9 protein-coding genes are annotated in these 16,057 nt (G+C 40.1%); all 9 read right to left on the reverse strand.

All coding sequences use genetic code 11. The features are described from left to right. Position 1: 1 nt before the first annotated feature. The 9 genes from BMY50_RS15925 to BMY50_RS15965 all read right to left on the reverse strand — a co-directional run bounded on the left by BMY50_RS15925 (position 2) and on the right by BMY50_RS15965 (position 15,900). Complete coding sequence (locus tag BMY50_RS15925; RefSeq protein WP_093326383.1) at positions 2 to 1,339, reverse strand: cytochrome ubiquinol oxidase subunit I; 1,338 nt, start codon at positions 1,337 to 1,339, stop codon at positions 2 to 4. A 145-nt stretch (positions 1,340 to 1,484) separates the two neighbouring features. Further along, positions 1,485 to 2,465, reverse strand: coding sequence for a phosphoglycerate mutase family protein (locus BMY50_RS15930; RefSeq protein WP_093326384.1), 981 nt, complete (start codon positions 2,463 to 2,465; stop codon positions 1,485 to 1,487). Positions 2,466 to 2,678: 213 nt separating this feature from the next. Beyond that, positions 2,679 to 3,659 carry a DUF4097 family beta strand repeat-containing protein gene (locus BMY50_RS15935; protein ID WP_093326385.1) on the reverse strand — a complete coding sequence of 327 codons (981 nt, stop codon included), beginning with the start codon at positions 3,657 to 3,659 and terminating at the stop codon, positions 2,679 to 2,681. Between the two features lie 97 nt (positions 3,660 to 3,756). Beyond that, positions 3,757 to 6,192 (reverse strand): ABC transporter permease, encoded by a 2,436-nt coding sequence (locus tag BMY50_RS15940; protein WP_093326386.1) that lies wholly within the window; start codon positions 6,190 to 6,192, stop codon positions 3,757 to 3,759. A gap of 83 nt (positions 6,193 to 6,275) precedes the next feature. After that, the gene (locus BMY50_RS15945) at positions 6,276 to 8,747 is read right to left on the reverse strand and encodes an ABC transporter permease (RefSeq protein ID WP_093326387.1); all 2,472 of its coding nucleotides are present in this window, start codon (positions 8,745 to 8,747) and stop codon (positions 6,276 to 6,278) included. A 129-nt stretch (positions 8,748 to 8,876) separates the two neighbouring features. Next, positions 8,877 to 11,261, reverse strand: a complete 2,385-nt coding sequence (locus tag BMY50_RS15950) for an ABC transporter permease (protein ID WP_093326388.1) — start codon at positions 11,259 to 11,261, stop codon at positions 8,877 to 8,879. A 141-nt stretch (positions 11,262 to 11,402) separates the two neighbouring features. Continuing rightward, entirely contained in the window at positions 11,403 to 13,760 is a 2,358-nt protein-coding gene (locus tag BMY50_RS15955) for an ABC transporter permease (protein ID WP_093326389.1), read from the reverse strand. Between the two features lie 71 nt (positions 13,761 to 13,831). Further along, positions 13,832 to 14,506, reverse strand: a complete 675-nt coding sequence (locus BMY50_RS15960; protein ID WP_093326390.1) for an ABC transporter ATP-binding protein — start codon at positions 14,504 to 14,506, stop codon at positions 13,832 to 13,834. A 143-nt stretch (positions 14,507 to 14,649) separates the two neighbouring features. Continuing rightward, positions 14,650 to 15,900 carry an efflux RND transporter periplasmic adaptor subunit gene (locus BMY50_RS15965; protein WP_093326391.1) on the reverse strand — a complete coding sequence of 417 codons (1,251 nt, stop codon included), beginning with the start codon at positions 15,898 to 15,900 and terminating at the stop codon, positions 14,650 to 14,652. Positions 15,901 to 16,057: the final 157 nt, after the last annotated feature.

Raw genomic sequence — 16,057 nt, forward strand, 5'->3', positions numbered from 1 at the left:
ATTAGGCGTGTTTAATAGTCAATTCGTCGTCATGTACATCATAAATTTTGCTCACCATTTTTATTTGTCGATACAGCAAGAACATGACGATCAGTGATAATGAAATATATACTGCAGTAAAAATATAAAAGGAATAAGCAATACCGGGCATGGGGGTAACAGCGTCCACAGTGCGCATCACGCCGTGTATAATCCACGGTTGCCGTCCAATTTCAGTAACCATCCAGCCCGCTTCTATCGCAATAAAGCCCATGGGTATGGCTATTACGAATAATTTATATAGCCATTTACCGCTTAGCCAAGTTTTCTTTTTTAAAAGTGCGATAAAATAGATGAACGCCAAGAGCATCATAAGCATTCCAAGCCCAACCATTACTTGAAACGAATAATGCGTAATAGCAACAGGTGGATGATCCTCTTTTGGAATCTGGTTCAAACCTGTTACGGCTTTTTGACTGTCACCATGGGCCATCCAACTTAGCAGACCGGGAATTTTAAGGGCATAGTTAACCTGGGCTTCTTCTTCATTGACGATTCCTCCTATAATAAGAGGAGCGCTTTTTTCTGTGTGAAAATGGGCTTCCATGGCTGCTAACTTAGCAGGTTGTCTTTTAGCAACGTCCTTCGCTGAAATATCGCCACTTAAAGGCTGTAATACCGCCGCCACTGTACCAAAAATAGCGGCAATGCGAAAGGCCTTTTGATGAAATAATATATTTCTACCTTTCAATACCATTAATGCATGTACACCTGCTACAGCAAAACCAGTAGCTACAAAAGCAGCTAATGTCATATGAAGTGCTTGTGAAAACCAAGCATCATTAAACATGGCTTCGATAGGATCAATATGGAGATATTGACCGTCTATATAGTCAAATCCTGCTGGGCTGTTCATCCAGGCGTTAGCCGCTACTACCAGTATGCCAGAAGCTAAACCACTAATGCCTACTACAACTCCCGTAAACCAATGGAACCAGGGATTAAATTTATCCCAGCCGTATAAAAAGAAACCTAAAGCAATTGCTTCTATAAAAAAGGCGGTTCCTTCTAATGAAAAGGGCATTCCAAATATAGGGCCGGCATGTTCCATAAAAGTTGGCCAGAGCAGGCCTAGCTCGAAGGAAAGAACGGTCCCTGAAACAGCACCTGTGGCAAAAAAAATAGCCACGCCCTTACTCCAGGCCTTCGTGACATTTTTATAAACTTGTTGACCTGTTCTTAACCATTTATAATGTGCTACTGCCATAAAAAACGGCATAACCATACCTATACAAGCGAAAATTATATGAAAGCCCAATGATAGGGCCATTTGGGAACGGGCAGCGAGAAAATCGTCCATAACGACAAATTTTTTATGAAGACAGCCGCCTATATGTGCAACTGTACCTCTTCAAAGATAAGCGTTCCGGCACGGAATAAAGGCATTACAAGGGGCCTCGGAGAAACATTTTTTTATTTAGAATGATTTTAATTTGAAGGTTCCTTTAAAGCCCCATTTTTATATCATGCCAACGTTTAACCATTCCCCATGAAACGGCTCCTTCGTAAGTAATGGTTTTGTCGGATGCTATTTTTACGAGATACATCCCTGTCCAATTGAAAGGGCTAACATCCGGGAAGGTGGGATATCCCCCGCTATTAATAATTTCATTGATAGGGTGATGTGTAACTACTAAGCTAATCTTGTTGTCAACAGGTGTGTTTTTTAATAATTCAATCAAACCTAGAAATAAACTTTCGTTATTGTGGGAAGGGTGATTTAACGCAGCATCCTGTACCAAGGGCAAACCAAGTTCCATTAATTCTGCGGTTTCTATCGCCCTACGGAATTCACTAGTGTATACACGTGCTATAGGATATCCAAGCGCTTTTAAGTTGGCGCCGAGTTCTTTTGAGCGAGTTCTTCCTTCTTCATTCAGCTGTCGAGCCAAAGATTTATCACTGGACTTCCACCAATTGGCAGGACCTTCATCATTGTGATTGAGTGAATAATCTACTCCCTGGTCTGCGTCAGCATGACGAAGAACAAGTGCAAAGGTTTCATTCGCAATGGGAAGCTTCTGCAACGTTGCCCATCCTTTTAGGTAGGAGTTGTAAGTGTCTGTTGCACCCTTTCCATTATAAGTTATTTGCGGTTTAACATGATTGTTATCCGTTGCGCCAAAAGCATAAAAGCGCGTTTTTGTTTCGGGCGATTCTTTTGGTGCAATATCAATGGCTACCACTTCTCCAGAAGTTAGACGTTCAACTAGTCCATCTGCGGTAATGGTGATGCTTGTATCATCGGTAGTATAGATCGCGGCTTGATTTGTAGTGATTTGGAAGTTGTTTTTGTTAACAAATAAAAGCTTGCCATCGTATTCAGAAGATGTTACCACTAAAGGAGAAGGACCGCTCTCTTTGTCTTTTTTGCAACTTAGAAGGACAAAACCTGCTAAAACAATAACCAAATAGGATTTTTTCATATTTTCTTGTAAAAATACGATGAATCATTTTATTACGTTAGTAGTCAAGTGGTTGCTTGTGTGATAACCTGTGAATAGACCGGCTGAAATGCCCATTGAAACCAAAATATTTAGGCAATTTGTGATAAAATTCGAGAAAAAAATGTGGCTATATAAAAATCCCATATTAAACGTTATGTAACAAACGCTTAATATGGGAAACCCAGATTTGTCTTAATTCGTTTCTACATTTAAGCTTCCGGAACTTACGGCTACTTCTACTGGAACACCGCCGCCATTAAGTTTTCCTGTTACCTTTTCTTTTTCTTGCGAACCGGAGAAGTTATTAACTGATGGAAGATTTACTTTTGAGGCTCTCAAGTCTAAATCCATACCTTTATTCTTAGGTAAATGAAGGTTTACCTGACCGGCAGAAACCGCAATTTTTACATACTTGTCAACAGAAAGCATGTTTACAGAGGTGCTTCCTGCACTGGTGGCTAAGTCAACGCTTCCTTCCATGCGATCTACCCGAATGCTTCCTCCTGAGGTTTTTGCCAACAGCTCGCCATTTACACCGTCTGCTTTGATACTTCCGCCACTGGTAACAGCATTAATAGCACCTTTTAAATCGCTTAAGTTTATAGATCCACCAGAAGTAGTCAGATTAATATTTCCCGATGAGTTTTCAGCAGAGATACTTCCACCGCTGGTTTTCATATTTACGCTATTGTTCATATTGCTTAACCGAATGCTTCCTCCGGAGGTGTTACCCTCCGCTACTCCAGTAAGTCCGCTAAGCGATAAGCTTCCTCCACTTGTTCTAAGACTTGTTGAAGCATTTTTTGGAACATACGCTTTAAAGGAAATAGATAGCGATTTTTTCCAATCGTTAAATCCCTTTTTTTGTTTTGCTACTACCACTAATTGCCCACCGTTTGTAGTAATATTTAGGTCATAACCTTCTTTAATACGTCTGTCTATTTCTTCTTTGCTCAAGTTTTTATTCCCATTATTACCGTGAACATAAACTTCGAGTTTAGCGTCGGCACTGTTTACACCTTCTACGGACAGACTACCACCCGAAGTTTGCATGTCAACGGAACGTATATTAGCGGCACTTAATGACTTCGTTAGGTAGGGAATGTTTTGATTTTGCGAGAAAGCCACAATGTAACTGCTGCACATGACAGCAAGGAAATATATTCTTTTCATAAGGGTTTTTGTTAAGAGACGCAGGTAAATTGCGAATGTTGCATATCATTTTACACCGCGCTACTTTGTCTGCTGATTTATTATATCCATAAAATAATTATTCATCCCGTAACGATTCTGTAGGGTTGGCCAGGGCTGTTTTTATAGTCTGTATTCCCAATACGCATAAGGCTATGATCAACATTCCAACACCGCTTGCCAAAAATACCCACCAACTTATATCGGTTTTGTATGCAAAATTTTCCAACCATTTGTGGGTGGTCCACCAGGCAATAGGAGCTGCGACAGCAAATGCTATTAACACTAACTGTATAAAATCTTTCGATAGCAGTGTTATAATCTGCATAACGGTAGCTCCCAATACTTTCCGAATTCCCACTTCCTTTGTTCGGCTGTTTGTTGTATAAATTACCAATCCCAATAAGCCAAGGCAACTAATAAAGATAGCTAATCCGGTTGCCCAACGTAAAAGCGCGGCTGTGGCTTGTTCCTTTTCATAGAATTTCTTAATGGTATCATCAACAAATTCGTAGTTAAAGTCGTCTTCTGGGTATACCTCTTTATATATTTTTTCGATACTGGCCGTAACCTTTGACCAATCCGAAGGTTCCGATTGCAACTTTATGTGAAAAGTATTCCCCGGTCGACCTTGGAACATTACGGGAGCTATCTCCGCTCGCATCGTTTGCGTGTGGAAATCATTCATAATACCCACAATCGGCACCTGCTTATCGTTATATATAATAAATTTACCTAATGCTTCTTCTGGCCGTTGGAAGCCTATTTCTTTGGTAAAGCGTTCGTTTACTACTATTTCAGTTATGGAGTCACTTTGTATTGCCTGACGACCCGCAATTAACCGGATTTGATAGAGCCTAAAATAATCTTCATCTCCCCATCGGACCTGTACATTTGGCTTTATTTCTTCGCTGCCATTTTGGTAGGTGATATTTGAGAAAGCACCTCCTTCCATTGCTGGGGAGGTGAAGCCATTACTAACCATTGCTACTCCGGACATGGCCGCTAAGCGCTGCTTTATCTGCGTCCGATGTATATCAACAGTATCCCGGGGCGTGTTAAAGGTTAAAACCGCTTCTTTCTGAAAACCCATATCGGCATGTAGTACAAAATAAATCTGTTTGCTGATCAATACGGTGGATATAATGAAGAACTGAGCGATAATAAATTGCGAAACGGTAAGACCTTTTCTTATCAATGTTTGTCGAGACTGCCCGAAACTGATCAGTTGCTGATTTTTCAATACCTGTACAGGTTTGTAACCAGACAGGATGAACGCAGGGTAAAGGCCCGCTGAAATACTTACCGAAACGGTAACGAAGATTAAATATATTATCATTTCTGGGTTCCCTAAAAATGATAAGGTTAGCCCTTCCGGTATGAAGGCAGTAAAGGCATGGAGTAAGAGAGGGGAAATTAAAACCGACAACAGCGTGGCAAGCAATGTTATAAAAAAGGTCTCTCCTAAAAACTGAAATATTAATTGATTTTTTGCTCCTCCAACTGATTTCCGAATGCCCACTTCTTTTGCACGTTTTGATGCTTGTGCTGTGGTCAAATTTATATAATTAATACAGCCCAAAAGTAATAAGAACGACGCGATTGCAATTAATCCGTATAGGGTCGCTTTATGAGCAATCCGAAAATCGGCACTTTGATAACGATTGTCAAAATGCATGTCTGCCAATGGTAGGAGTGACAAGTTGATTTTCGAGAAATAACTTTCTTTCTTCTTGTGTTTGTTATATAATAAGTTGAGCTCTTTGCTAACCTGTTGAGGTGTTGCTTGTGGTGATAGCTTAATGAACAGCGCGGAGTACGACATCCAATCATCCCAAACGTCAAACATCAGGTCGCCTTTCAAGGAGCTTGCTTCAATGGTAGGAAGGGAAATAAATTCTTTAGCCCGAAAATCACTTGCTTGATTAAGGTCGCGAACTACACCCATTACGGTTACTTCCATGTCGTTATAGGTAACTCTGTTGCCTATAATATCTGCCGCTGGTGTATTTGGAAAGTATTCCGAGGCCCTGCTTTGTGTCAGCACAACCTGAAATGGTTGTATAAGTGCTGTTGGTGGATCGCCAGCTATCCAGCGATAGTTAAGTAAATGCAAATAGTCTAGATTGGTAAAAACGATCGCTTCCTGCTTTTTAAAGGTAACGAGCTTGTCCTCACTCCTGTTAATATGTACATCTGCCTTTGTATCACCGGGAAAGCTAAAAATGGGTATAGCTTGTTCAATTCCAAGTACCGCGTCTTTAACTACTTTCGATAAAGGTGCTGGAACGGCAGCACTATGGCCTTCAAACCCATCTCTATTCATATCTAACACAATGCGATATACACGATCTTTATCCGATTCAAACTGGTCGAAACTGAATTCGTAAGATACAATCATAAAAATAACAAGCGAGGCACTAAGGCCAATTGCTAAACCCACTATATTGATAAGGGAGAAAAATTTATATCTCCACAGGTTTCGGAGCGTGACAATAAAAAAGTTTTTTAACATCGTGTTTTTCTTTTATAATCGTAAGTCATGTGTAGTGTGGTTGGTCAAACTCATAACTCACAACTGGTAACGTCTAACTAAGGTTATTCATCCCTCAAACTATCTACCGGATTGGTGGTTGCTGCTTTAACTGCTTGAAAGCTTATTGTTACCAATGCAATAAGTAAAGCCGAGATACCTGCTAACACAAACATCCACCACTGAATGGTGATCTTATAGGCGAAATCTTCCAGCCAACGCGTCATTACCCACCATGCTATTGGTGCGGCAATAAGAAAGGCTATTAATAACAGTTTTATAAAGTTCTTTGATAAAAGCTGCATGATATCCATTACTGAAGCACCTAGGACCTTCCGAATACCAATCTCTTTTATGCGTTGCTGAGTAGCGAAGATCACCAAACCCAATAGTCCAATGCAGGCAATAACAACGGATAATATACTAAAAATGCCAATAATTTTGCCTGTACGTTGGTCAGATTCATATTGCATAGCGAGGTCATCACGTAAAAAACTATATTCAAATGGAGTGTTAGGTGAAAATGCTTTCCACAATTGCTCCATCTCCTTTAATACCGGCACTAGGTCTCCCGGTTTTACCCTTACTACAAGGAAAGAAGGCGGAATATCATATGAGTTAGATGATTTATGAAAGAGGGCAAAAGGCATAATAGGACTGTGCAGCGATTCTGTATTGAAGTCTTTCATAATGCCGACAATCTGGTAAGACTCCGCAGCATTTCCGCCGGGATATTTAATAAATTTACCCATTGGATTTTTATAACCCATGCGTTTGGCAGCTGTTTCATTTATTAAAACTGCTCGCGAATTATCGAAAGCGGCTTCAAACCCTCTTCCCTGTAATAGTTGGATATCCAATGTTTTTATAAAGTCTTCATCTGTAAGGTATGACGACAAGGTAATATCTTTTGCAATCGGTTGATCGCCGTTACTGCTCAAAGGAACATAAAAGTCGCCAAAGGCCCCCCTTCCGGGTATACTTGTGCTGATGCTCGCGTTGATGACATGGGAAGACTTTTTTAATTCTTCTTTGAAGCTCTCTTCGCTGTTGCCCAACCTCTTGCTATTTGGCAAGATTAACACATTTTCCTTATCCAAACCCAAATCGTGCACCTGCGTGTATCTTAATTGCTGATAAACAATTAAACTACAAATGGCCAAAGCGGTAGAAACGGTAAACTGAAAGACAATTAAGCCACTTCTGATACCTTGGTGTTTTAAGGGACTTTTCGTTCCTTTTAATATGGAGATCGGAGCCAGCGAGCTAAGGTAGAAGGCCGGATAACTGCCTGCTAATAATGTACACAATAACACTACCAATAACAGGTAAATCCAATTTCCGTCTGCCCATAAAGAACTAAATGTAATCGTTTTGTTTGCGAGCTGGTTAAAATAGGGAATAATAAGGTAAACTAATGCGATAGAGAGTATACAAGCGATTACGCTTAAAAGAAATGCTTCTATATAAAATTGTTTCGTTAACTGTTTCTTTGTCGATCCAACCACCTTTCGGACACCTATTTCCTTCGACCTTCGAGAAGCGTTCGCGGTAGATAGGTTCATGAAATTTACACAAGCTAACAATAAAATAAAGAAGGCTATTATCGAAAAGAAATACACATATTTGATGTTTCCTTGGTCCGTAACGGTGGAAATAATACTCGCTGAGTGTAAATGTATATCCTTTAATGCCTGCAAATGTAAATCCCATTTACCCCCTTTTTTTAAAAATTCATCATAGGGCTGGCCAATGCGGTCAAATGCGCTGGCCGCCTGTTGTTTCATCATCGCTGGAAATTTGGATTCCAGACGTTGAATTGCAGCGATATCGTGCGCGACGTGCGGACTGAATTTAACATAGGTAGCCACATTCAGCCAAACCCAGCTCCAGTCAAAATAAGTCACATCTTTTTCATTTGAAATTGGAATGAGGAAATCGAATCTTAATGAAGTGGGGGTTTTATTTTCTGCTACAACGGCTGTAATCAGGTATGGGTTATTGTCTCCTTCGATTTCTAACGTTTTGCCGATGGGGTTATTCTTTCCAAAGTATTTTTGGGCCATCGTATTTGAAATGACAATACTATGTGAATTAATTAAGCAGCTATTTCGATCACCTTGACTTAAAGGATAATCTAATAGTTGTAAGAAGTTCGAATCAACGCTTAAGATTTGATTTTCCGTAAAAATCTTTTGTTGTGCAGAGGTGGTACTGGCACGTATTACTTTTGCTCCCGATCGATAAATGCGTGTATAGCTTTCTATTTCTGGAAAATTATCCATCAGTGCTTTACCGGCAGGAGGAGGGGTATAACCAGCATAAAATGCCTCTTCGCCCATCTTGCCGTTCATATTAACGCGGAAGATACGATCTGCATCAGAAAATTGCCTATCATATTGGAGTTCGCTCCGAATGAAAAGCGCTATTAACACCACGCAGGTCAAACCGATGGTAAGGCCTAAAAGATTAATTAAGCTTTGCGTTTTATTTCTAATTGCATTCCGCCAGGCAATTTTAAAATAGTTTTTTATCATCGTGTTTATTTTTAAGGCATCTCAGCTATTCGCCAGCCGGTGGATGGTTTTATCATCTTATAGTTATGAGTTGTGAGTTAGGCGTTGCGAGCTTGCTCATAACTGGCAACCGGTAACTCGCAACTAAGATCACTCGCTTCTCAACGATTTTACGGGATTTTCCATAGCAGCTTTAATAGTTAGTGAGGTGATCACCACTAAGGCGATTCCCACTGCAATGCTGCCAGCAATGGCAAAAATCCACCAACTAATATCGATGTGGTATGCAAAATCAGCCAGCCACTTACTCATGAAGAACCACATTAATGGTGAAGCAACGAGGATCGATATGCAAACAAGCTGCAAAAAATCGATAGATAGCAGCTGTACGATGGTAGAGACACTGGCTCCCAAAACTTTCCGGATGCCAATTTCACGATAACGTTGTGTGGTATTATAAGATACCAATCCGAATAAGCCTAAGCAAGAGATGAAAATGGCTAAGACCGCAAAATTTAAGAAGAGACCGCCAAAGCGATTTTCGGCTCGGTATTGCCGATCAAAAAACTCATCCGCAAAAAAATACTCAAACGGGCGGTTTGGAATGATGTCGTGCCACTTTCTTTCAATAGCTTGCAAGGCCGCGTTGATATGTTGGCCCTCGATTTTAATTGATACCAAGCCACCTCCGTTTCCTTGACCATAACGCATGCTTAGGGGTTCAATTTTCGATTGTAGGGATTTAAAGTGAAAATCTTTAATGACACCAATGATTTTGCCTTCACTTCCCCATTGGGAATATTTTTTGCCGATGGCGTCTTCCGGTTTGCTATAGCCAAAAAGTTTAACAGCACTTTCGTTTAAAATCATAGCCTGAGCAGTATCGGTTCCAAAGTCAGGTGAAAAGATCCGGCCGGCTACCAGTTTGATTTTATAAAGCGGAATATAGTTGTAGTCAACAAAATAAACGGGTAGATTCGCTATCTGCATATCGCCTTGCTTATTCTCAATTTCTGAATAGGCTACAGGATTTTCACCGCCCGGAACAGCTCCCGAAACGGAGTTTGATAATACACCTGGAACGCTGGCTACGGCGTCTTTTAAAATCCTACTTTTAGCGTCGCCATTTGTTTGCAGAACCAGCATTTGCTCCTTGTTGAACCCTAAGTTCTGATTTCGCATATATCCAAGCTGACGATGCACAATCAAGGTTCCGGCAATGAGGGCGATAGATACTACAAACTGCACAATCACTAAGGTTTTTCTTAATAGCAGTCCCTTCGCGTTGGATGAAAACTTCCCTTTTAATACCGTCACGGGTTTAAATGAAGATAATACAAGAGCAGGATAGATACCTGCGAGTAGGCCAATTAGGCAGGCTAGTAAGAATAAGATGATGATATAAATGGGATGAAAGAATATACCTCCGCTAATCTCTTTGCCAGCTAAATAATTGAAGTAGGGAATAAGTACTAAACAAAGTAATAGTGATATGATAAAGGCTAAGAGGCAGATCAATACAGATTCACTGATAAATTGCCTGGTAATTTGCATGCGATAGGCACCAACCACCTTTCTAATACCTACCTCTTTAGCCCTTTCTATAGCCCTAGCGGTGGAAAGGTTAATGAAATTAATGCAGGCAATAAGTAGGATGAATAGCGCTACAATAGCAAAAATATATACATTATTGATGTTGCCACTTTCAAATCCGCCTCTTTTTGAGTAGAGATAAACTTCTTTTAATGGTTCTAGAAAAAGGCTATAATGCATTTTCATTTGATCCATCTCTTTGCCTACACGACTGGTCAAAAAGGCAGGGAATTTTGTGGTTAATAGTGAGGGGTCTGTGTTTGGTTTCGTAAGTACATAAGAAGTAAAACCAAAATTCCCCCATTGCTCATCAAACTTAAAATTAGCCATTTTAATTAACGTGACCATAGATACAAAGACGTCACCCTTAAACTGGGAGTTTTCAGGAATATCTTTTATCACGCCTGTTACTTTACTGTTAAAGCTGTCGTCAGTTAGCAACAAACTTTTACCCATCGGATCTTCCTTTCCAAAATATTTTTTAGCGGCCGACTCGGATAAGACCACACTGAAAGGTTCTTTTAATGCGGTTGCTGGATTGCCTGCAACCATAGGAAAGTCAAATAGTTGAAAGAGCGTAGAATCTGCAAAGAATAACTTACTTTCTTGGTATTTGATATTATCTTTTCTTATTAACAGACTGTTGGGCAGCAATCGGGCAAAGTTCTCTATCTCAGGTAGATCTTTTGCGGCGTACATGGCCATAGGGCCAGAGGTAATATTGGCATTGATCGTTTCTGTTGGAGTTTTGATATCGCACACCAAACGATAAATGCGGTCTGCCTTGCTATGGTAACGATCATAGCTCCGCTCGAAATTGACATAAAGAGCGATGAGGAAGCAAGCCGTCATCCCTACAGCGAGCCCTAAAATATTAATCGTTGAAAAACCCTTTGTTTTCCAAATATTACGCCAAGCGATTTTTATGTAGTTTTTCAGCATCGTGTCTGTCTTTTATGGTGCTTCAGCTATCCCGATAGTGATCGGGATGGTTTTATCATTCTCTTATAGTTATGAGTTATAAGTTATAAGTTTCGAGTTTGGTTAATCTCATAACTGGCAACAGGTAACTCGTAACTAATGTTACTCGCTCCTCAATGATTTCACTGGATTACTTTGTGCTGCTTTTAAGGCTTGGCCACAGACGGTAATTGCTGCAATAATAAAGGCAGTTAAACCAGCCACAATAAAAACCCAAGCGTGTATATTTGTTCGATAAACGTAATTCTCTAGCCATTTACTCATCATCCACCAAGCAAGGGGGAAGGCTACCAGAAAGGATACACCCACCAGTCGGAGGAAATCCTTTGAGATCAATAAAATAATCTGATTTACGCTCGCCCCCAATGTTTTTCGAATGCCAATTTCTTTTACTTTGGTTTCGGCCGTAAAGGTCACTAAACCAAATAAACCCAAGCAGGATAATAAAATGGCAATGCTGGCAAAAAGATTAAAGAGTTTTCCTGATCGGATGTCACTCCGATACATTTCATCGAACGAATCATCCATGAATTTATAATTAAATTCATAGTCCGCATTATATTGCTTCCAAAGCTTTTCTACGCTATTAAGTGCAGCTTGTGCTTCTTTTCCGCTTGTCTTAATATATATGGTATTCCATCCCCAATAAGGGTTAATGAACAAAATACAAGGTTCAATTCTGGTTTTCATGTCCTTGAAATGAAAATCTTTAACAACCCCTACTATTGTTCCAGGTTGATCATGGAAAGTAACGGTTTTTCCAACGGGATTTTGTAGGCCAGTTTGCTTGAGAGCAGTTTCATTTATAATGAAATGCGCGCTATCTGCCGCAGTACCGGTAAAACCCTTTCCGTCAACTAGCTTCATATCCATCACTTCTGGAAAATTGCGATCAATGGATAATTGGTTGATAATGAAGTTGCTCATGTTCGCAGGCTTACCATCCCAATTAAAATCACCAGTTGAACTCATTAAATTCATAACCGATTGGCTAGCCGTTGTAACGCCTAATACACCGGGTTGCCGTTGAAGTTCATCTCTAATCGCTTCGTAGTTCTTAGTAAAATTGAATGCAGAGAAAGTAAAAACACTTTCCTTCGTATAACCTAAATCTGCAGTTCTAATATAGGTTAATTGCCTGCCAATTATCAAGGTAGAGATGATCAGAACAATTGAACAGGAAAATTGAATTATTACAAGTAGCCTTCGAAAACCGTTGTTTTTGCCTAAGCCGGGAAGAATGCCCTTTAAAGCGAGTGCTGGATTGAATTTAGAGAGCATAAGGGCCGGATAGATGCCCGCTGCCCCTAATATGACGATCATTGTGCAGCCAAATAAGAACCATACCTTAGCATCAAATAGACTAAAGATCATTTGCTTGCCTGACAAGTCATTATATAAGGGCATAAAAATAAAAATCAACGCAATCGCAATAATGATTGAGAGTAGAAAAATAACCGAAGATTCCGTTAAAAATTGCCAGAATAAATGACTTTTATTGGCGCCGACAACTTTGCGAACGCTTACTTCCCTACTTCGTCGGCTTGATCGGGCCGTCACTAGGTTGACATAGTTAATGCAAGCGATAAGCAGTATAACAAAAGCTACCAATAGAAAGATTTTAACTTGTCGCATACCTTGCTCGTGCCCTAAGACATCATACAAGTGCATTTTTTCTAACGGTTGCAATAGGTAGATTAAGTCTTTAAAGAAATCGCTGGGTTGATTCCTACGATGGATAACCGCGAGCTGTTTTCCAACCCTTTCAGGAGAGGCGCCGGGACGTAACAGGAAGTAAGTTTGATAATCGAAGTTGCCCCAATCGCTGTTCAGTGGATTATGTTGCCTGTTTTCGGCAAGTATATCAAAAGGTAGTAATAAGTCATATTGCAAGGAAGAATTGGAAGGCATGTCTTTCATAATGCCCGTTACTTTGTAGCTGTCTCCGTTTTTTATTTGCAGTAGTTTTCCGATAGCAGGTTCGCTGCCAAAGTACTTCTTAGCCAACGTTTCGTTTAAGATGATTGATCGGTTATCAGTGAAAGGCTTTTTGGGATTGCCCTCAAGGAGTTCAAAGCTAAAGAGCGTAAAGATATTGGGATCAACATAAGTCGCTTTTTCATTAAATTTTTTATCTCGATAAGTGAACAATAAAAAGTTATTGTATTCCTGAATTCGACAAGCGTCTTCTATTTCCGGTAACTCTTCTTTGCCGAAGATAGCCAATGGAGCGGAGGTATGTTCCCATACCCTGTCTTTAGTGCTTCCCATAGCAGCGGCAGTACGAAAGATCCGATCGCCCTTGCTATGCATCTTATCAAAATTCAATTCATCCCATACCCATAAGAGTAGTAGGATGGAAGCAGCAAGGCTAACAGACAAGCCTATAATATTAATGATGGAATATAGTTTGTTTTTAACCAGATTCCTGATAGCGCTTTTAAAATAGTTCCTCAACATTTTATGCGTTGTGAGTTGTGAATTGCTATAGGTTTTCGCTCGTAACTGGCAACTCGCAGCGGGTAACTAATTTACCCCACAGTCGTCATCACGACCTGTCCATCCAACATCCGGATAATCCGGTCACTATAACGAGCATCATGTTCGCTGTGCGTTACCATTACAATGGTAGTGCCTTGATCATTTAGTTCCGTAAGCAACTGCATCACTTCATTACCATTGTTAGAGTCCAAGTTACCGGTAGGCTCATCCGCGAGAATAAGCTTTGGGTTGTTAACAACTGCTCGGGCTACGGCCACACGTTGTTGCTGACCACCCGATAATTGCTGTGGAAAGTGATTCCGGCGGTGCATGATCTGCACTTTTTCCAATACCTCTTCCACGCGTTTTTTGCGTTCCGCTGCAGGCACTTTGGTATAAATGAGCGGTAGTTCCACATTTTCAAAAACGGTTAATTCATCTATTAGGTTAAAGCTTTGAAACACGAAACCGATATTATGTTTGCGAAGATCAGAGCGCTTCCGTTCATTGAATTTGGCCACCTCAATGTCATTGAATTTATAACTGCCTTCATCTAAATCGTCTAAAAGACCTATGATATTCAATAAGGTAGATTTACCACAACCAGAAGGACCCATTACAGCTACAAACTCGCCTTTTTGCACATCAATGCTAAGGCTGTTAAGCGCTACCGTTTCTACTTCCTCTGTACGGTAGTATTTTTGAAGTTCAGTTATTTTGATCATATTTTTATTAGCTATTAAGCGATCCTTGTTGTTTGATCGCTGTATTTTAAACTTTTGATTGCTATATTAGACATTGTTTTCTTCGTGTTTTGGTATCGCCTAGATACACCATCTTAAATGATACCTTGTCCTTATCTAGTTTTTTACTTAATTACCAATTCCTGCACTTTGTCGTATGTTTCATAGCTTGAAGTTACGACCTTTTCTCCTGGTTTTAACCCTTGGATAACTTCATAGTAGTCCGGGTTTTGTCTACCAAGTTGTACATCTGCCCGATAGGCTGTTTTGCCGTCAGACCCGAGTTTAAATACCCAGTTTCCTCCCGTTTGCTGATAAAAACCGCCTTTAGGGAGCAGAACAGCTTTCGTTTCATCACTTAAGGCCAATCGAATTTGGAGTGTTTGTCCTCTTCTAATACCTTTTGGAACGGCACCATCAAATTCCATGTCTACTTGAAAACGACCATTAGCCACCTGCGTATATACCTTTTTAACTCTTAGCTTATAACTTTTGCCCGAAAGTGTAAACTCGCCATCAAGATCGGGATAAATACGTGAAATATAGTGCTCGTCAATGTCTGCCTTTACCTTAAATCCACTCAATACATCCAACTGACCAAAACGATCACCTGGACTTTTCTTTTGGCCAATTTCTGCATCAAAGGCGGTTAATTGCCCATCAACCGGTGCACGTACAATCAAATCACCAACCTTACGTCTCATTAGATCTAAAGCGCTTCTGGTACGTTCGTAGGTCTCACGACTTTCCTTAAGAGACTGTTGTGTACGTATAGAATCTGTAAGTAGGTTTTCTCGACTTAATTTCATTCGCTCAACCTGGTAGTTATATTCATTTAACGCTTTCTCGTATTCCTGACGTCCTATCGCTTTTTGTTGATATAAGTGTTTTTTTAGGTTATATTCTCGTGTCGCCTCTTTAAAGCCATTTTCCACTTCCGCCATCTGATTTCTGGTAGAGATAGAAGCCTGTTGGGCATTTGTTTGAGAAATTTGAGATTGGGTAAGTAAGTTTAACACTTGCGTTTCTTGATTGACTAAACTCAATTCTAAATCGGTATTTGATAAGCGCATAATAGGATCCCCCTTTTTCATAATCGCTCCGTCTTCTACAAATCGCTCTTCCACACGGCCTCCTTCGGAGGCATCTAAATAGATGGTACTAATAGGCATTACCATGCCATTTACGGGTATAAATTCTCTAAAAGGACCTTCTGAAACTTCTGATATAGTTATTCTTTCTGCATCAACATTTAATTTTGATTTTCCTGAGGTAAAATAATAGCTTGAGAAAATCAAGGCACCAATGCCCACAATCCCAACTACGGTAGCAATCCGTTTGTTATTCCATTTCTTTTTTGGTAGTGCTCTGTCCATTTTTTTATTTTATACTTCGACATTACAGGTGTTTCCTGTGCTTAATAACTATACAAGCTTGTGCCATAAAAATAGGCTGTTAATAATCAATGTTTTACGTGTTTTTACGGTTTTTATACTGTTCGATATCGGACACTTTATGTGCGCTTGCGTACAG

This window comes from Olivibacter domesticus, assembly GCF_900109575.1.
Classification (GTDB): domain Bacteria; phylum Bacteroidota; class Bacteroidia; order Sphingobacteriales; family Sphingobacteriaceae; genus Olivibacter; species Olivibacter domesticus.